The sequence below is a fragment of the Bacillus sp. FSL M7-0003 genome (assembly GCF_038628485.1).
Lineage (GTDB): Bacteria > Bacillota > Bacilli > Bacillales > Bacillaceae > Bacillus > Bacillus safensis.
In genome coordinates this window covers 1-20,217 of sequence record NZ_CP152024.1, presented here as the reverse complement: position 1 = coordinate 20,217, position 20,217 = coordinate 1, and the positions used below count along the sequence as shown (strand labels likewise).

Annotated in this window: 11 protein-coding genes, 2 tRNA genes and 3 rRNA genes; 2 read left to right on the top strand and 14 right to left on the bottom strand. The window is 43.5% G+C overall.

Annotated features, from left to right (window positions below):
• Window positions 1-118: 118 nt before the first annotated feature.
• Window positions 119-1,597 (top strand): PLP-dependent aminotransferase family protein, encoded by a 1,479-nt coding sequence (locus MHI23_RS00080; protein WP_024425755.1) that lies wholly within the window; start codon window positions 119-121, stop codon window positions 1,595-1,597.
• A 42-nt stretch (window positions 1,598-1,639) separates the two neighbouring features.
• On the opposite strand, the gene MHI23_RS00075 is transcribed toward MHI23_RS00080, so the two are convergent.
• Complete coding sequence (locus MHI23_RS00075; protein ID WP_342492185.1) at window positions 1,640-2,965, bottom strand: D-alanyl-D-alanine carboxypeptidase family protein; 1,326 nt, start codon at window positions 2,963-2,965, stop codon at window positions 1,640-1,642.
• Window positions 2,966-3,125: 160 nt separating this feature from the next.
• Window positions 3,126-4,592, bottom strand: coding sequence for an IMP dehydrogenase (guaB, locus tag MHI23_RS00070; protein ID WP_025092697.1), 1,467 nt, complete (start codon window positions 4,590-4,592; stop codon window positions 3,126-3,128).
• 121 nt (window positions 4,593-4,713) lie between these two features.
• Between guaB and MHI23_RS00065 the strand changes: the two genes are divergently transcribed.
• Window positions 4,714-5,682: a YaaC family protein gene (locus MHI23_RS00065; protein WP_025092696.1), complete on the top strand. Its 969-nt coding sequence runs from the start codon at window positions 4,714-4,716 to the stop codon at window positions 5,680-5,682.
• Window positions 5,683-5,693: 11 nt separating this feature from the next.
• Here the strand turns inward: MHI23_RS00065 and rrf are convergent.
• The 12 genes from rrf to dnaA all read right to left on the bottom strand — a co-directional run bounded on the left by rrf (window position 5,694) and on the right by dnaA (window position 20,217).
• Window positions 5,694-5,809 (bottom strand): 5S ribosomal RNA (gene rrf, locus MHI23_RS00060).
• A 61-nt stretch (window positions 5,810-5,870) separates the two neighbouring features.
• Window positions 5,871-8,801 (bottom strand): 23S ribosomal RNA (locus tag MHI23_RS00055).
• A 98-nt stretch (window positions 8,802-8,899) separates the two neighbouring features.
• Window positions 8,900-8,975: transfer RNA gene (locus MHI23_RS00050), tRNA-Ala, on the bottom strand.
• A 14-nt stretch (window positions 8,976-8,989) separates the two neighbouring features.
• A tRNA-Ile gene (locus MHI23_RS00045) sits at window positions 8,990-9,066 on the bottom strand.
• A gap of 95 nt (window positions 9,067-9,161) precedes the next feature.
• Window positions 9,162-10,710: ribosomal RNA gene (locus tag MHI23_RS00040) — 16S ribosomal RNA — on the bottom strand.
• The 16S, 23S and 5S rRNA genes sit together here with 2 tRNA genes alongside, the layout of an rRNA operon.
• Before the next feature lie 364 nt (window positions 10,711-11,074).
• A complete protein-coding gene (gyrA, locus tag MHI23_RS00035; protein WP_285706748.1) occupies window positions 11,075-13,579 on the bottom strand; it encodes a DNA gyrase subunit A in 2,505 nt (834 codons plus the stop codon).
• 232 nt (window positions 13,580-13,811) lie between these two features.
• Complete coding sequence (gene gyrB, locus MHI23_RS00030; RefSeq protein WP_024424077.1) at window positions 13,812-15,728, bottom strand: DNA topoisomerase (ATP-hydrolyzing) subunit B; 1,917 nt, start codon at window positions 15,726-15,728, stop codon at window positions 13,812-13,814.
• A gap of 57 nt (window positions 15,729-15,785) precedes the next feature.
• Complete coding sequence (locus tag MHI23_RS00025) at window positions 15,786-16,031, bottom strand: extracellular matrix/biofilm biosynthesis regulator RemA family protein (RefSeq protein WP_056766786.1); 246 nt, start codon at window positions 16,029-16,031, stop codon at window positions 15,786-15,788.
• Window positions 16,032-16,048: 17 nt separating this feature from the next.
• Window positions 16,049-17,161: a DNA replication/repair protein RecF gene (gene recF / locus MHI23_RS00020; protein ID WP_056766784.1), complete on the bottom strand. Its 1,113-nt coding sequence runs from the start codon at window positions 17,159-17,161 to the stop codon at window positions 16,049-16,051.
• Window positions 17,162-17,177: 16 nt separating this feature from the next.
• Window positions 17,178-17,393, bottom strand: a complete 216-nt coding sequence (gene yaaA / locus MHI23_RS00015; RefSeq protein ID WP_008360916.1) for a S4 domain-containing protein YaaA — start codon at window positions 17,391-17,393, stop codon at window positions 17,178-17,180.
• Between the two features lie 150 nt (window positions 17,394-17,543).
• Complete coding sequence (gene dnaN, locus MHI23_RS00010; protein ID WP_024424074.1) at window positions 17,544-18,680, bottom strand: DNA polymerase III subunit beta; 1,137 nt, start codon at window positions 18,678-18,680, stop codon at window positions 17,544-17,546.
• A gap of 196 nt (window positions 18,681-18,876) precedes the next feature.
• The gene (gene dnaA / locus MHI23_RS00005; RefSeq protein ID WP_024424073.1) at window positions 18,877-20,217 is read right to left on the bottom strand and encodes a chromosomal replication initiator protein DnaA; all 1,341 of its coding nucleotides are present in this window, start codon (window positions 20,215-20,217) and stop codon (window positions 18,877-18,879) included.

Here is a 20,217-nt window from a genome sequence, read left to right as displayed (position 1 = left end):
AAAGGATTTTTAGCTAAAAACATGTCATTTTCTCTTTCAAGTGTGATTTACATGCTATAATGCAACTATAACAATTAAAATTCATGTATAACAATTTTGCATTCTATGGAGGGATTTCATGCATATTGATATCCATCGACACTCTGATACATCTCTTTCAAATCAAATTTACTTTTCAATCATCGATCACATTCAATCGGGTTTGCTTCAGCAAGGAGAAAAGCTGCCAACTGTCCGTGATTTAGCTAAGCAGCTCAATGTGAGTCTTGTCACGGCAGCTAAGGCATATACCCGATTAAAGGACGATGGATATTTAACGACAGTGCAAGGTAAAGGAACTTTTGTGGATGAGCAGCAAGAGCAGGCAGAAACCCCGGTTCCATCATCTACTTCTTTCGATTGGCAGTTATCGATTCCAGATTATTTACCACGGTCTCAATTCGCCCAGTATCACTATGTCGAAGAAGCCATTAACCTTTCTTCCTCTATGATCGATCCAGGTCTTTTGCCAAACCGGTATTTAGAAAAAGAAATGCAGCATGTGCTAGCCAGGCATCCTCAAATCATGTCGAAGTATGGTGAAATACAAGGTGATCTTCAGCTGCGACAAGTCATTCAGTCCTTTTTAGAAAAGTTGGATGTGCCGTCTACCCCTGAAAATATCCTTGTAACAAGTGGTTCTCAGCAAGGGCTTGATTTGGTGGCACGTACGTTTATTGGGCCGGATGATGTGGTTGTCATGGAAGCACCGACCTATCCCGGGGCCATTGATGTCTTTATGGGCAGAGGAGCAAGAATCATTACCGTCCCTGTCGATCATGAAGGAATGAACATGAAGCAGCTTCAAAGCATTTGTGATAAATATAAACCGAAGCTGATCTATACGATTCCTACTTTCCACAGTCCGACAGGGGCCAGTATGTCGATGAAACGCAGAAAACAGCTTCTCTTACTGGCTCAAAGCATAGATTGTCTCATTGTAGAAGATGACCCATATCGTGAGCTTTATTTTGAAAAGAAGCCGCCAGCACCTATTAAAAGCTTGGATCATGATGGACACGTCATTTATTTACGAGGATTAAGTAAAACACTGGCTCCAGGATGCAGAATAGGGATTATCACCGCTTCAGGCTCGATATTTAACCGTTTATTAGCTGCAAAGGCCAATAATGACTTAGGCAGCCCTCTCCTCACACAAAAGGCCATATTGCCGTTTCTGACATCGAAGAAAATGATTGATCATACGAAGAAGCTAAGAACCGCCTTGAAGGTGAGACGCGATTTGATGATGGATGTGTTAACGAAGCACGCACCGAAAGATGTAACGTGGCAAATTCCACAGGGCGGGCTCAATTTATGGCTCAGCTTTCCTTCATGGGTCGATACACGAGCACTTTTGCATGAAGCACGTAAGCAGCAAATTACTTTTCTGCCTGGCTCTGTCTGCTATCCTGGAGAGCCGAAACAGAATTATATCCGCCTCAGCTTTTCCTATGTGAATGAAAAAGCACTGACCGAGGGCGTGGAAAAGTTATGTGGTATTTTTCAGCAAGCCTTGTCCACTCCTCAAAATCAGAAGCAATCGCTCTTCTTTTAACGATAAAAAAACTGCTCTCATGAATAGAGAGCAGTTTTTTTATTAGAACCAGCCTTTTACTGTGTCCACGATTCCGTCCCAAATGCCAGCGAAGAATCCACCTACACCGCGCATTGCAAGGATGAACCAGTTTGCTTTTTCATCGCCTGTTTTCGTCACAAGCTCAACACCTGATTGGTCTTTATTTAAATAGCCGTAGTCCTTCTCATCACCAGAATAAGAAGTCGTCAGCATGCCAACTTTCGTTCCTTTTTTAATAGGAGCTTCTAGGTTCTTTTTCTCGATATTTACTTTTGCTTTATAGCTCTTTTCGTCACCATTTTTTACTGGTACAGAAAATGCTTCTTTCGTCACAACAGGTACTTCTTTATCTTTGCCTTTATCCACTTCGATGTTTTCATGTCCTTTAATTTGTTGACCTTTTTTGTACATTTCTTTCATCGTGAAGTTTTTAAACGCATAGTCGAACAGTTTTTTTGCCACGTCGAAACGTGCTGTATGAAGATTACCTTTTGCATTCAAGATAACTGCGATGACACGCATGTCACCTTGTTTTGCTGTACCTGTGAAGCTAGAACCGGCTGAATCTGTAGATCCTGTTTTCAGACCGTCAACACCTTTATATTCCTTCACAAGTCCTTTAAGCATGAAGTTCCAGTTAGGCATGTCCATTTCATCGTCCGTGCCTTCTCTGAACTTTGTTTTCGCAATACTTGCTGTTTCAAGAATTTCTGGATGGTCTTTGATGAGATGCTGTGCAAGCAAAGCCATATCTTTTGCAGATACTTCACTTTCTTCATCAGGACCTGTACCTTTTGGCTGTTGGCCATGTAAGTCTTTATTTTCCAGACCAGTTGCATTCACGAATTTGTAGTTTGTTAAACCAAGTTCTTTTGCTTTTGCGTTCATTTTTTCAACAAACTTTGATTCTGATCCAGCGATCACTTCTGCTAAACCAATCGCTGCTGCATTTGCCGAATAAATAGCCGTTGCTTGATAGAGTTCTTTTACTGTATACGAACCATCTTTTCTCAAAGGAACGTTGGATAAGCTGCGGTCCTGAGAAATTTCGTATACATAATCATCTGGCGTATACTTTTGATCCCATTTCACTTTTCCTTCAGCAATTGCCTCTAGTAATAGATACTCTGTCATCATTTTTGCCATACTTGCAATAGGCAGTCTTTGATCTGCGTTTTTACTATAAAGAATTTTACCTGTAGAAGCTTCAATAAGGATCGCTGCTTTCGCATTCACACTGAATGGATCTTCAGCAGCTTTTGCTTTGGACATTGGTGTAAACGCTGTAACAATCAATGCCAATGCAAGGATAGAGACCATAAGCTGTTTCAACATCTTGCTGTTCAATCGTCATACCTCCGTATTCATCTTTTTTCGACGTTTTTCATATATATGTAATCCACAAGGGCTTATCTCAACACAACAGTATAAATTTTATCACAATAAAGACAAAAAAAATAGACAGAGTCATAGACCCTGTCAAATGTAATTTGATTGTCACAATTTATCAAGAAATTGTGTAGTTTGGTGATTCTTTTGTAATTTGTACATCATGTGGATGACTCTCACGAAGTCCTGCACCCGTCATACGAATAAACTGTGCTTCTTCTCTAAGAGTGCGTAAATCCTTTGTTCCACAATAACCCATACCAGAACGAATACCGCCAACTAGTTGATACACTGTATCAACGACTGGCCCTTTGTATGGTGTACGGCCTTCAATACCTTCAGGAACGAATTTTTTATTATCTTCTTGGAAGTAACGATCTTTACTTCCTTTTTCCATTGCAGCGACAGAACCCATACCACGATAAACTTTGAATCGTCTACCTTGGAAAATTTCTGTTTCTCCTGGGCTTTCAGATGTACCAGCTAGAAGGCTTCCCAGCATAACAGCATGTCCGCCAGATGCTAATGCTTTCACGATATCACCTGAATATTTAATTCCACCATCTGCAATAATAGCTTTACCATGTTTTCTTGCTTCTGTTGCACAGTCATAGATCGCTGTGATTTGTGGTACACCGACACCTGCAACAACACGTGTTGTACAAATAGATCCTGGTCCGATACCGACTTTCACAATATCTGCTCCTGCTTCAAACAATGCTTTTGTTGCTTCGGCTGTTGCAACATTACCAGCAATGATGTTAAGAGAAGGATACGTTTCACGGATTTTCGATACAGTGTTTAGAACACCTTGAGAATGACCGTGTGCTGTATCAATGACAATGACATCCACATTGGCTTCAACTAATTTTTTCACACGTGTCATTGTATCGCCAGTGACACCAACAGCGGCACCAACAATTAAACGGCCATGTGCATCTTTAGAGGAGTTAGGGAATTCAATCACTTTTTCAATATCTTTGATTGTGATGAGACCTTTTAGTGTTCCTTCGTCATCTAAAAGAGGTAATTTTTCAATCTTGTACTGCTGTAGGATTTTTTCAGCTTCTTCTAACGTTGTACCAACAGAAGCTGTCACAAGTTCCTCTTTTGTCATCACGTCGCTAATCTTCATTGAATAATCCGAAATAAAACGAAGGTCACGGTTCGTAATAATACCAACAAGCTTTTGGTCTTGTTCGTTGTTGACAATCGGCACACCTGAAATACGGTATTTACCCATCAAATGCTCTGCATCAAATACTTGATGCTCTGGTGTTAAGAAGAATGGATTTGTAATAACACCGCGCTCTGAACGTTTTACTTTATCCACCTGTTCTGCTTGCTGTTCAATGGACATGTTCTTATGAATAATACCAAGACCACCTTGACGTGCCATTGCAATCGCCATTTGTGATTCCGTCACTGTGTCCATTCCCGCACTGATAATTGGAATGTTTAGCTTTAATGTGCTTGTTAGCTCCACTGATAAATCGACATCACGCGGAAGTACTTCAGACTTTGCTGGAACAAGCAAAACATCGTCAAACGTCAAACCTTCTTTTGAAAATTTACTTTCCCACATTAGTAAATCCCCCTCTTTTCGGCAAAATATTATATGTAGATTATCAACTAGCAAACAGCATGTCAAGGAAGCAACAAACAGTTGCAATTTTTAGAAAATATAAAGAGAGTTGAGGAAGAAGATGAAAAGTTCAGGATGGAAGGATTTAAAACGTTTTTACTCGCTCGAAACCTCCCAAAAGTTTCTATTTCAACAATATGAAAAACGGAACATTCAAGATGCAAACCAGCAAGCCTATAAAAACTGTGAACGATTTATTTACTTTCTAAAACATGGCCACACGTTTTATGAACAGGCTGCGATCGCGCCTCTAGAACTTAAACCCATTTTATTGTTTTATGGAATGGCACAGCTGCTAAAAGCATGTTTGTTGACAGTGGACCCCCATTATCCTTCTCAAACCTCTGTTTTAGCTCATGGCGTAACATCGAGAAAGAGGAAGAAACAGCATTACCGTTTTAGTGAAGATGAGGTGAAAATCCAAAGAAATGGGCTGTGTATGCATGTGTTAAAGCATCTATTTCAATTAAATGGTCTTGAAGATGAGCGATTTACGATGATCCATCTCCTGTCTAAAATACCTGAAATGAGTCATATTCTAGAGTTTCAAAAGCAGCCTTCGACTTTAGTTAAAGTAGAAAAGGCTAATGGAATGATGATTCAAGATCATATTCCATTACTTTATAATATGTCTGCTGAACGGTTTATTGAATACTTTGAGTTTCATACAAGCTGGAAACTCAAACAGAGAGAGGCTAAAAAACTGACGTTTGATGTATTTCTTGAAGAAAACCCAGCACTTGCTACTCATCTTCATTATGATTTAGAAATGGATCAATGGTTTATACCGTCAACACGAGATGCTTTTCTAGGGATTCCTGAGATCATCAGCCATTACTTATTGATGTATAACCTTAGTATGATTGCCCGCTACGAAACAGAATGGTGGTACGAGCTGCTGTCTCAGTACATTAGCGATGATTACGTCATGATTGAACGCTACATGGAGATTGCAGAAGAGAAGTTCCCAGCTTACATCATGATGCTGTTAGAAGAAAACACAAAAAAGACCAGTTCCGACTGGAACTGATCTTTATAGAAGCTTGGCGGCGTCCTACTCTCACAGGGGGAAACCCCCAACTACCATCGGCGCTGAAGAGCTTAACTTCCGTGTTCGGTATGGGAACGGGTGTGACCTCTTCGCTATCGCCACCAAACCTGATGGAGAGAATGTTCTCTCAAAACTAGATAACAATGTTCATGCTTCACATTAGAATATAGGTTAAGTCCTCGATCTATTAGTATCTGTCAGCTCCACGTGTCACCACGCTTCCACCTCAGACCTATCAACCTGATCATCTTTCAGGGATCTTACTTCCTTGCGGAATGGGAAATCTCATCTTGAGGGGGGCTTCATGCTTAGATGCTTTCAGCACTTATCCCGTCCGCACATAGCTACCCAGCGATGCCCTTGGCAGAACAACTGGTACACCAGCGGTGCGTCCATCCCGGTCCTCTCGTACTAAGGACAGCTCCTCTCAAATTTCCTGCGCCCGCGACGGATAGGGACCGAACTGTCTCACGACGTTCTGAACCCAGCTCGCGTACCGCTTTAATGGGCGAACAGCCCAACCCTTGGGACCGACTACAGCCCCAGGATGCGATGAGCCGACATCGAGGTGCCAAACCTCCCCGTCGATGTGGACTCTTGGGGGAGATAAGCCTGTTATCCCCGGGGTAGCTTTTATCCGTTGAGCGATGGCCCTTCCATGCGGAACCACCGGATCACTAAGCCCGACTTTCGTCCCTGCTCGACTTGTAGGTCTCGCAGTCAAGCTCCCTTGTGCCTTTACACTCTGCGAATGATTTCCAACCATTCTGAGGGAACCTTTGGGCGCCTCCGTTACATTTTAGGAGGCGACCGCCCCAGTCAAACTGCCCACCTGACACTGTCTCCCTGCCCGATAAGGGCAGCGGGTTAGAAGGTCAATACAGCCAGGGTAGTATCCCACCGATGCCTCCACCGAAGCTAGCGCTCCGGTTTCCAAGGCTCCTACCTATCCTGTACAAGCTGTACCAACATTCAATATCAGGCTGCAGTAAAGCTCCACGGGGTCTTTCCGTCCTGTCGCGGGTAACCTGCATCTTCACAGGTACTATAATTTCACCGAGTCTCTCGTTGAGACAGTGCCCAGATCGTTGCGCCTTTCGTGCGGGTCGGAACTTACCCGACAAGGAATTTCGCTACCTTAGGACCGTTATAGTTACGGCCGCCGTTTACTGGGGCTTCAATTCGCACCTTCGCTTACGCTAAGCGCTCCTCTTAACCTTCCAGCACCGGGCAGGCGTCAGCCCCTATACTTCGCCTTACGGCTTCGCAGAGACCTGTGTTTTTGCTAAACAGTCGCCTGGGCCTATTCACTGCGGCTTCTCGGGGCTTTAACACCCTAAGAAGCACCCCTTCTCCCGAAGTTACGGGGTCATTTTGCCGAGTTCCTTAACGAGAGTTCTCTCGATCACCTTAGGATTCTCTCCTCGCCTACCTGTGTCGGTTTGCGGTACGGGCACCTCTCACCTCGCTAGAGGCTTTTCTTGGCAGTGTGGAATCAGGAACTTCGCTACTAAATTTCGCTCGCCATCACAGCTCAGCCTTCACGGGAAACGGATTTGCCTATTTCCCAGCCTAACTGCTTGGACGCGGATATCCAATACCGCGCTTACCCTATCCTCCTGCGTCCCCCCATTGCTCAAATGGTGAGGAGGTGGTACAGGAATATCAACCTGTTGTCCATCGCCTACGCCTTTCGGCCTCGGCTTAGGTCCCGACTAACCCTGAGCGGACGAGCCTTCCTCAGGAAACCTTAGGCATTCGGTGGACGGGATTCTCACCCGTCTTTCGCTACTCATACCGGCATTCTCACTTCTAAGCGCTCCACCAGTCCTTCCGGTCTGGCTTCACAGCCCTTAGAACGCTCTCCTACCACTGTTCGTAAGAACAGTCCGCAGCTTCGGTGATACGTTTAGCCCCGGTACATTTTCGGCGCAGAGTCACTCGACCAGTGAGCTATTACGCACTCTTTAAATGGTGGCTGCTTCTAAGCCAACATCCTGGTTGTCTAAGCAACTCCACATCCTTTTCCACTTAACGTATACTTTGGGACCTTAGCTGGCGGTCTGGGCTGTTTCCCTTTCGACTACGGATCTTATCACTCGCAGTCTGACTCCCAAGGATAAGTCATCGGCATTCGGAGTTTGACTGAATTCGGTAACCCGGTAGGGGCCCCTAGTCCAATCAGTGCTCTACCTCCGAGACTCTTACCTTGAGGCTAGCCCTAAAGCTATTTCGGAGAGAACCAGCTATCTCCAGGTTCGATTGGCATTTCACCCCTACCCACACCTCATCCCCGCACTTTTCAACGTGCGTGGGTTCGGGCCTCCATTCAGTGTTACCTGAACTTCACCCTGGACATGGGTAGATCACCTGGTTTCGGGTCTACGACCACGTACTCATGCGCCCTATTCAGACTCGCTTTCGCTGCGGCTCCGCATCTTCTGCTTAACCTTGCACGGGATCGTAACTCGCCGGTTCATTCTACAAAAGGCACGCCATCACCCGTTAATGGGCTCTGACTACTTGTAGGCACACGGTTTCAGGATCTATTTCACTCCCCTTCCGGGGTGCTTTTCACCTTTCCCTCACGGTACTGGTTCACTATCGGTCACTAGGGAGTATTTAGCCTTGGGAGATGGTCCTCCCGGATTCCGACGGAATTTCACGTGTTCCGCCGTACTCAGGATCCACTCTGGAGAGAACGACATTTCAGTTACAGGGCTGTTACCTTCTTTGGCGGGCCTTTCCAGACCTCTTCGCTTATATCATTCCTTTGTAACTCCGTATAGAGTGTCCTACAACCCCAAGAGGCAAGCCTCTTGGTTTGGGCTGTTCCCGTTTCGCTCGCCGCTACTCAGGGAATCGCATTTGCTTTCTCTTCCTCCGGGTACTTAGATGTTTCAGTTCCCCGGGTATGCCTTCTCATACTCTATGTATTCAAGTATGGATACTACTCCATTACGAGCAGTGGGTTTCCCCATTCGGAAATCTCCGGATCAAAGCTTGCTTACAGCTCCCCGAAGCATATCGGTGTTCGTCCCGTCCTTCATCGGCTCCTAGTGCCAAGGCATCCACCGTGCGCCCTTTCTAACTTAACCATTTCTTACTTTAGAAAGAATCACTATGTGTGATGAACTTTGCATTGCATTCAATGTGAATGTATTACTTATTGTTATCTAGTTTTCAAAGAACACGTTGGTGGAGCCTAGCGGGATCGAACCGCTGACCTCCTGCGTGCAAGGCAGGCGCTCTCCCAGCTGAGCTAAGGCCCCAATTTAATAGAAGATGGTGGGCCTGAGTGGACTCGAACCACCGACCTCACGCTTATCAGGCGTGCGCTCTAACCAGCTGAGCTACAGGCCCATCTTTCATATCGAAGATATGATGTTGTAGGATCTTTTGCAAGTTCCTTCAAAACTAAACAAGACGAAAACGCACGCTGCTCCATATATCCTTAGAAAGGAGGTGATCCAGCCGCACCTTCCGATACGGCTACCTTGTTACGACTTCACCCCAATCATCTGCCCCACCTTCGGCGGCTGGCTCCATAAAGGTTACCTCACCGACTTCGGGTGTTGCAAACTCTCGTGGTGTGACGGGCGGTGTGTACAAGGCCCGGGAACGTATTCACCGCGGCATGCTGATCCGCGATTACTAGCGATTCCAGCTTCACGCAGTCGAGTTGCAGACTGCGATCCGAACTGAGAACAGATTTATGGGATTGGCTAAACCTTGCGGTCTTGCAGCCCTTTGTTCTGTCCATTGTAGCACGTGTGTAGCCCAGGTCATAAGGGGCATGATGATTTGACGTCATCCCCACCTTCCTCCGGTTTGTCACCGGCAGTCACCTTAGAGTGCCCAACTGAATGCTGGCAACTAAGATCAAGGGTTGCGCTCGTTGCGGGACTTAACCCAACATCTCACGACACGAGCTGACGACAACCATGCACCACCTGTCACTCTGTCCCCGAAGGGAAAGCCCTATCTCTAGGGTTGTCAGAGGATGTCAAGACCTGGTAAGGTTCTTCGCGTTGCTTCGAATTAAACCACATGCTCCACCGCTTGTGCGGGCCCCCGTCAATTCCTTTGAGTTTCAGTCTTGCGACCGTACTCCCCAGGCGGAGTGCTTAATGCGTTAGCTGCAGCACTAAGGGGCGGAAACCCCCTAACACTTAGCACTCATCGTTTACGGCGTGGACTACCAGGGTATCTAATCCTGTTCGCTCCCCACGCTTTCGCTCCTCAGCGTCAGTTACAGACCAGAGAGTCGCCTTCGCCACTGGTGTTCCTCCACATCTCTACGCATTTCACCGCTACACGTGGAATTCCACTCTCCTCTTCTGCACTCAAGTTTCCCAGTTTCCAATGACCCTCCCCGGTTGAGCCGGGGGCTTTCACATCAGACTTAAGAAACCGCCTGCGAGCCCTTTACGCCCAATAATTCCGGACAACGCTTGCCACCTACGTATTACCGCGGCTGCTGGCACGTAGTTAGCCGTGGCTTTCTGGTTAGGTACCGTCAAGGTGCGAGCAGTTACTCTCGCACTTGTTCTTCCCTAACAACAGAGCTTTACGATCCGAAAACCTTCATCACTCACGCGGCGTTGCTCCGTCAGACTTTCGTCCATTGCGGAAGATTCCCTACTGCTGCCTCCCGTAGGAGTCTGGGCCGTGTCTCAGTCCCAGTGTGGCCGATCACCCTCTCAGGTCGGCTACGCATCGTCGCCTTGGTGAGCCATTACCCCACCAACTAGCTAATGCGCCGCGGGTCCATCTGTAAGTGACAGCCGAAACCGTCTTTCATCCTTGAACCATGCGGTTCAAGGAACTATCCGGTATTAGCTCCGGTTTCCCGGAGTTATCCCAGTCTTACAGGCAGGTTACCCACGTGTTACTCACCCGTCCGCCGCTAACATCCGGGAGCAAGCTCCCTTCTGTCCGCTCGACTTGCATGTATTAGGCACGCCGCCAGCGTTCGTCCTGAGCCAGGATCAAACTCTCCGAAAAAGTACAAAACCGAAGTTTTGCTTTTCGCCAGTTTGACTGACTACCTATGAAGTATCATAGGATTTTTTTATAAAAACTCGAATTAACAGGTACGTTTTGTCTTGTTTAGTTTTCAAAGAACTTGTGTGTCACTCTCTCAAAGCGACCACTTAAATATATCATATATCTCTATCAGCAGTCAACATTTTTCTTGAAAAACATTTTATTTTTTTAAGAAGTTTCCACTGTAAAAGAGATAAAAAATAGAGCCTCTTTTTGCTCCTTTGAAAGATTAACACATATCTATGAAAAAAGCATTATAAATTTCAAAAAAACTCATGTTTTTTTAGAAAAAAATAAAGCCGGTGAAGAACCGGCTTTATTTTTACTCAGATTGCTCTTGATCTGACTCTATAGTTTCTACGTTTTCTTCACTATTCTCTTCATCATCTTCTTGTGATTGTTCAACTAATGCCACTGTAGCGACATGTTCATCATCACCTAGACGAATCAGGCGGACACCTTGAGTGACTCGACCTGTTGTTGAAATATCTGAAACGGCCATACGAATGATCACGCCGCTTCCTGTAATAATCATCAAGTCCTCTTCAGCTTCAGCATTCGTCGCCTTCACTGCGACAAGCGGACCGTTGTTGTCAGTGATTTTACATGTTTTAAGACCTTTACCGCCCCTACTTTGAACACGGTATTCTTTTTCAGGTGTTAACTTACCATACCCTTTTTCGGTGACGATCAATACGTTTGCATCTGGCTCAAGGATTTCCATCCCAACGACGATGTCATCTTCAGAAAGCGTAATTCCTTTCACGCCAGCTGCCGTACGCCCCATTTCACGAACATCTGTCTCGTCGAAACGAATCAGCATACCTTTTTTCGTTCCAATGATGATTTGTTTTTCTCCATTGGTTAAACGGACAGCCATCAGTTCATCTTCGTCACGAAGACTTAATGCGATAAGTCCATTGTTTCGAATGTTGGCAAACTGAGACAATGACGTTCGTTTTGATACACCGTGTCTTGTTGTAAAGAAGAGATACGAATCTTCATCAAATTCGCTTACCGGAATAATGGCATTAATCCACTCTCCCTTTTCTACTTCAAGCAGGTTAATAATCGGAATCCCTTTCGCTGTCCGTCCGAATTCAGGAATCTCATATCCCTTCGCACGATAAACCTTCCCTTTATTAGAGAAGAAGAGGATTGTATCATGGGTAGATGTTGAAATCAGCTGTTCTACGAAATCATCCTCATTGGTTCCCATCCCTTGAACACCTTTACCGCCTCTTTTTTGACTGCGGTATGTTGATGCAGGCAGACGCTTGATATAACCATTATGAGTCAGCGTAATCACGATGTTCTCAACAGGAATCAAATCTTCGTCTTCAATTGTTTCAATACCCGCTGTCACAATTTCAGTACGGCGCGTATCATTGAAACGTTCTTTGATTTCTGTTAATTCTTCTCTAATGATTTCAAGAACTTTCTCATTGTCTGCTAAAATGGATTTCAACTCAGCAATCAAATCAACAAGTCCTTTGTATTCTTCTTCTATCTTTTCTCTTTCCAAACCAGTTAAGCGCTGAAGACGCATATCAAGAATGGCCTGTGCTTGTTTTTCGGACAAGCTATAGTTCTCCATTAAGCCATTTCTCGCGATTTCAGCAGTTTGAGAGCTTCTAATTAATGCAATGACTTCATCTAAGTGGTCAAGAGCGATTCTTAAACCTTCTAGAATATGAGCTCTTGCTTCGGCTTTACGAAGTTCATATGCTGTTCTTCTGCGAATAATCACTTTTTGATGCTCTAAATAATATTCAAGACATTGTTTGAGGGACAAGACTTTCGGCTGTCCATCAACTAGTGCCAATAAGTTGATCCCAAATGACGTTTGAAGTGTCGTTTGTTTATAAAGATTGTTTAATAGAACGTGGGCGTTCGCGTCTCTTCGCAGTTCAATCACGATCCGCATTCCATTACGATCAGACTCGTCACGGAGATCTGTAATGCCATCGATCTTTTTATCGCGCACAAGATCAGCGATTTTTTCGATCAAACGTGCTTTGTTGACCTGATATGGAATTTCATTGATGACAATCCGCTGCTTACCGCTGGATGTTTCTTCGATGATAGACTTTGCACGTAATGTAATAGAACCTCGGCCTGTTTCATATGCTTTGCGGATTCCGCTTCGGCCAATGATTTGTCCCGCAGTTGGGAAGTCTGGTCCTGGAATGATCTCCATTAGTTCCTGTGTAGTCATTTCTGGGTTTTGACTTATCGCCAGTACCCCATCAATCACTTCACCTAGCTGGTGAGGCGGAATGTTTGTTGCCATCCCTACAGCGATACCTGTTGCCCCGTTGACTAATAAGTTCGGGAAACGAGCAGGCATGACGATTGGTTCTCTTTCACTGCCATCGTAGTTATCTTGATAATCAATCGTATCCTTAGTGATATCACGCAGGATTTCCATTGAAATTTTAGATAGACGCGCCTCAGTATAACGCATTGCCGCTGCACCGTCTCCATCGACAGAACCAAAGTTCCCGTGGCCTTCAACCAGCATATTTCGATAGTTGAAGTCTTGCGCCATACGAACCATCGCTTCGTATACAGCGCTGTCACCGTGAGGGTGGTACTTACCGATAACTTCCCCAACGATACGTGCAGATTTCTTAAATGGTTTATCACTTGTCATACCTAGGTCATTCATCGCATACAAAATTCTTCGATGCACGGGCTTCAAGCCATCTCGCACATCTGGTAATGCACGCGAAACAATAACACTCATTGCATAATCTAAAAAGGACGTACGCATTTCTTGACTAATATTTACTTCGCGTACATTTGGTGTATGTTGTTCACTCACTATAAGAACCTCCCTTTACGTATCACATGAAATAAATTATGTGGGAGTAAAATATGTATTTATCTTCACAAGACTATTCTCCATTATATCAATAATCTCGGCTTTATACACATTAATTTACTAGAAAATCAACGAAAACACGGAAAACCAGGACATTCGTTACACGCCCCTATTTCTTGAAAAACAACCTTATTCCAAACAAGAAATAAGGTTGTTCTCAGGAGGGATCTATCTAAATATCAAGGTTTTTCACGTATTGCGCATTTTCTTCGATAAAGTTTCGTCTCGGTTCTACTTTATCTCCCATCAGCATTTCAAATGTCTCATCAGCATCGATCGCATCCTCAAGTGTGACTTGAAGAAGTGTTCTCGCATCAGGGTCCATTGTTGTTTCCCAAAGCTGAGCAGCATTCATTTCTCCAAGACCTTTATAACGCTGAAGTCCAGGCTTTGGTGTTTGAGGAAGTGATTTTAACAGCTCATCCAGCTGTTTATCGTTATACACGTACTCCACACGTTTTCCTTGCTGCACTTTATATAAAGGCGGCTGCGCAATATACACATAACCGTTTTCAATGATTTCACGCATGTAGCGATAGAAGAATGTTAAGAGCAGCGTTCGAATGTGTGCTCCATCCACATCGGCATCTGTCATGATCACAATTTTGTGATAGCGTGCTTTCTCTAAAGTAAAGTCTTCTCCGATTCCAGTTCCTAATGCTGTAATCATTGAACGAACCTCGTTGTTCGATAAAATTTTATCTAAACGAGCTTTTTCTACGTTTAGGATCTTCCCTCTTAACGGTAAGATCGCTTGGAAGTGGCGATCACGGCCTTGCTTAGCAGATCCGCCCGCAGAATCTCCCTCTACAATATAGAGTTCAGAGATGGAAGGATCTTTAGAAGAACAGTCCGCTAGTTTCCCAGGTAAGCTGGAGACTTCCAGTGCACTTTTACGTCTTGTCAGCTCACGAGCCTTTTTGGCAGCCATTCTTGCACGAGCTGCCATCAGTCCTTTTTCCACAATTTTTTTCGCAGAATCAGGATTTTCAAGCAAGAATTTCTCAAGTGCTTCAGAGAAAAGGGAGTCTGTGATGGTTCTCGCTTCTGAGTTCCCAAGCTTTGTCTTCGTTTGTCCTTCGAATTGAGGGTCTGGATGTTTGATGGAGATAATGGCTGTTAAGCCTTCTCGCACATCTTCACCACTTAAATTCGCATCCCCATCTTTGAATACGCCATTTTTACGAGCATAGTCATTGATGACACGCGTTAGACCGGTTTTAAAACCAGCTTCGTGTGTTCCGCCTTCATACGTGTTGATATTGTTAGCGAAGGAATAGATATTGCTTGTATAGGAATCGTTATATTGTAATGCTACTTCAACGGTGATTCCGTCTTTCTCACCTTCGATGTACACAGGTTCTTCATGAACGACTTCTTTTGAACGGTTTAAATGTTCTACATAGCTCTTAATACCGCCTTCGTAGCAGTATTCATTTCTCCGCTCTTTGCCTTCACGCAAGTCTTCTATGATGATGTTTACACCTTTTGTTAAGAAAGCTAACTCACGAACACGGTTAGCAAGTGTATCGTAATCAAATTCAATGGTTTCCGTGAAAATTTCTGGATCTGGCACAAAGTGAGTGGTTGTCCCGGTTACATCAGTTTCACCAATAACCTCTAAATCTCCCACTGGAACGCCGCGTTTGAACTGCTGATAATGGATTTTCCCGTCACGGTATACAGTCACGTCTAAGGTAGTAGATAATGCATTTACAACAGATGCCCCTACACCATGCAGACCGCCTGATACTTTATAACCGCTGCCGTCAAATTTACCGCCAGCGTGAAGAACAGTCATAATGACCTCTACGGCAGGACGCCCCATTTTCTCATGAATTCCAACAGGAATCCCGCGGCCATTATCTTTTACTGTAATGCTGTTATCTTTTTCAATTTGCACTGTAATGTCTGTACAATAACCAGCTAATGCCTCATCAATACTGTTGTCGACAATTTCCCATACAAGATGGTGAAGCCCTTTTGCATTGGTTGACCCAATGTACATTCCTGGACGTTTTCTAACAGCTTCTAATCCTTCAAGCACCTGTATCTGATTTTCATCATAACTATTATGTTGCTGTTCCATTGCCACGTACATTCACCTACACTTTTCTTAAACGATATATTTATATGAATTGAGTTTTTAGACTTCAATTTCAACCACAAACGAAGCACGTTTTTTGAGCGTGCTTGAGGAAAGAGGAGAGTAATAAACAGATTCAGTTGTGACGACAATGGATTTGGGTGTCCCTTGTGATAACGAAATGATATGTTTCTCCTGTTTTTGTAGAAATTCTTCTACAACAGAAGACGACCTCATTTTGTAATCAACAATTGCGACAATCTCTCGTGTAGAAACAACACAATCATCACCTAAATGAATATACAAGACTCACACCTCATTTATCAGTCAATTACTTTTCCACTGGCTACTCTGAAAATTTCCGCTTCTTTCAGGGTGGCGTGATCAATGCCTTCAACACTTGTTGTAGTGACGAAGGTCTGTACACGACCTTGAATGGTATGGAGCAAATGAGACTGTCTGTAATCATCAAGTTCAGATAACACATCATCAAGTAGAAGAATGGGATATTCTCCGATTTCTTCATGTATCAGATCAATTTCTGCCAGCTTTAGTGAAAGAGCTGTTGTTCTTTGCTGCCCTTGAGAGCCATATGTCTGAACATCCCGACCATTCACAAAGAAAAGCAGGTCATCTCTGTGAGGCCCCCACAGTGTCACCCCTCGGTCTATTTCTCTGTCTCTTAGTTTCTGAAACGATTCTTCATAGCTATTCTTTATTTTCGACAAGTCTGACGCTTCTGATACCTCTATTGCCGTCTGGTATTGGAGCGTAAGTGTTTCTAGCTCTCTAGAAATCCCAAAATGCAGCGGCTGCGCCCATTTTTCGAGCTGTTTCGTAAAAGTCAGTCGTCTTTTGACCACTTTCGCTGCCGCATCAATCAACTGCTCTGTTAAAATCTCCAGCATCGCTTGATCCGATTGCTTTCTTGTCTGCAATTGTTTCAAGTAATGATTCCGCTGAGAAAGGATTTTTTGATAGAGCGATAAATCATGCAAGTAGACAGCAGAAACTTGTCCAATCTCCATGTCGAGGAATCTTCTGCGGATTTGCGGGCTGCCCTTCACAAGACTTAAGTCCTCTGGCGCAAACATGATGGTGTTTAACGCACCAACATAATGACTGAGCTTCTGTTGTTCAATGTGATTGACCTTGCCCTTTTTCCCTTTTTTTGAGATCACGAGCTGCATTGGGAGTGGACCATTTTTTTTAATGACTCTACCTTCTATTTTAGCATAGTCTTGGTCCCATCGGATAAGTTCTTTATCATTTGACGTACGATGAGACTTTGCCATCGACAATACATAGATCGCTTCCATCAAGTTCGTTTTACCTTGGGCATTCTCACCGATCATGACATTCACCTTATTGTCGAATTGAAGCTCGGTGTGTTCATAGTTTCGGTATGAAGTTAACGCCAGACTTTGAATGTACATGTATTGTCACCCGTTTCTAATTCACAACTTGAAATGTGCCGTAACCTTCAATCTCGACAACATCTCCTGGGTATAGTTTGCGTCCCCGTCTATTATCTGGCTCTTGATTAATGAACACCTCATGTTCACTTAAAAACCATTTCGCCATTCCGCCAGATTGGATGACTTCGGCTAATTTCAAAAACTGCCCTAATGTAATCATTTCTGTTTCAATGGTTATAAGATTAGGCATTGTATCGACCTCTTTCAATATCACTAATATCTAATTGTACTAAAAAACAAGACAAGAAGGAAAGGGGGAAAGCGAACTGGGATGAAAGAAAGCATGGAAAACGAGAAGAAAAGCTGCTGTGCACTCACACAGCAGCCATTTTAGATTGAATTAATACGTTCTTACCGGAAGAATCAATTGCAAGATAGAATCATCATTCGGCGTACGCAGCAGGAACGGTCTCATTGCACCAGTGAAGCTTACATGAATATCTGTTCCCTCTAATACTTTTAACGCATCCAGCATATATTTTGGACTGAAGGAGATTTTAAGATCTTCCCCTTTAATGTCATCTGCTTGAACCGTCTCCACCACTTTACCGATCTCAGGCGAGTTAGAAGAGATTTCAAGGCTTTGTTCAGGATCAGCTGACAGTTTCACGACATTATTACGTCCTTCTCTTGCCAAAAGTGATGCACGATCAATGGCTTGAAGGAACTCTTTCGTGTTGACCACGACATCCGTTTTACTTTCTTGCGGGATCAGACGGGCCGTATCTGGATAATTTCCATCCAGCAACCTTGAGAAGAACAGTACGTTTTGTGCTTTAAAAAGAACTTGTGTTTCTGTAATGACGATGCTCACAAGATCTTGTCCATCATCAAGAATTTTACTTAGCTCAGTTAAACTCTTCCCTGGAATCACGACATTATACGAACTTTCCTCGTTAATATCTAACTTCGCTTTTCTTAAAGCAAGACGGTGGCTATCCGTTGCTGTGCATATTAATTCACCTTTTTCAACCTTCCAGTTTACACCTGTCAAGATAGGTCGTGTTTCTGAGGTGGACACTGCAAAAACAGTTTGACGAATCAAGTTTTTAAGCAGATCTGTCGGAATTTGAAATGCATGATGCTCTTCAATTTGTGGAAGATGCGGATATTCTTCAGCATCTAAGCCGTTTAAGTTAAATTCCGCTGAACCAGAGCGGATGATAGTCAGGTGATTTTGTTCTACTTCAATTTCGACAGTAGACATAGGCAGTTTCTTTACAATTTCACTAAAAAAGCGGGCTTGAAGCACAATACTTCCCGGACGATCAATGGTGATAACCTCTAAATCTCCATCTCTTTGAGGAATGAAAGATTCAATTGAGATATCAGAATCGCTTCCTGTTAGAGAAACCCCTTCATCAGACGCAACAATTTTAATCCCTGTCAAAATAGGAATCGTTGTTCTAGAGGATACGGCCTTTAATACATCTTGGACACTTTGGACAAGACGATCTTTTTGAATCGTGAATTTCATAGTGGTCCTCCTAAATTTTCTTAATGACATGTATATATATTTTATTAATAAAAATCGTAGAAGTAATAGTAGGGCTTGTGAATATGTGGATAAGTCGAGAAAAAGAAAGGAAAGACAGCCTATCCACATGTGGACAGACTGTGTATGACTATGCTCTAGTTATTCACATTTTCCCGTACTCATTATATCAGCTTGATTATTTTAATTGTTCTTTGATCTCTTTGACATGCTGCTGAAGCTGTTCATCTTCAACAATTAATTTCGAAATCTTCTCATGAGCATGAATGACAGTCGTATGATCACGACCGCCAAATTCTTCTCCGATTTTAGGCAGAGAGGAATCGGTCATTTCTCTAGAGAGGTACATGGCAATTTGTCTTGGATAAGCAACTGACTTTGTACGTTTCTTTGCTTTGAAATCCTCTAATCGAATATTAAATTGCTGCCCTACAATTCTTTGAATATCTTTAATTGTAATGACCTTAGGCTTTGACGAAGGAATGATGTCCTTTAGCGCCTCAGCTGCTAGATCTGCATTAATGTCTTTATTAATTAAAGATGAGTAAGCAACGACACGAATCAAAGCACCCTCCAGCTCACGAATGTTGCTGTCGATTTGATTGGCAATGTACAGCATGACTTCATTTGGAATGTCTAAGCCTTCTGCTTTTGCTTTTTTTCGCAGTATCGCGATACGCGTTTCTAGATCTGGCGGGGTAATGTCTGTAATTAAGCCCCATTCAAATCGAGAGCGTAATCTGTCTTCAAGTGTCGGAATTTCCTTCGGAGGCCGGTCACTAGAAATGACGATTTGCTTACTTTCTTCGTGAAGTGTGTTGAATGTATGGAAAAACTCTTCTTGTGTTTGTTCTTTTCCTGCTAAAAATTGAATATCATCTATCAAAAGCACATCTACATTCCGATAGCGGTTACGGAAGTCGACAGCTTTGTTATCTCGGATTGAGTTGATAAATTCATTAGTAAATTTTTCAGATGATAGATAGACCACTTTGGCTGATGGATTATGGTCGATCACGTAATGACCAATCGCATGCATCAAGTGAGTCTTTCCTAAACCAACGCCCCCATAAATAAAAAGCGGGTTATATGCTTTTGCTGGTGCTTCCGCGACTGCAAGTGAAGCGGCATGAGCAAAACGGTTGCCTGAACCAATAACAAAAGTATCAAATGTATATTTTGGATTCAGCATATTTTGTGGAATGTCAACGGGCTCTTCTTTAGACATTTTTTTGATAGGAGACTTTGGCATGGCTTCCTCTTCATCCTGATTTTGAGGAATAATAAATTTAATGCTGAGCTCTTCACCTGTTAGTTCATAGATGGTATCAGCAATTAAGTGAAGATATCTTGACTCTAGCCAATCTCTAGCAAATTCATTAGGTGCCGTAATTGTAAGCGTATCTCCCTGAAGAGAATGGGCTTTTGTCGATTTCATCCATGTCTCAAAACTGGGTTTGCTCAATTTTGTCTCTATTTTTTGAAGTGCTTTATTCCACAGATCCAAAATATTTTCCAT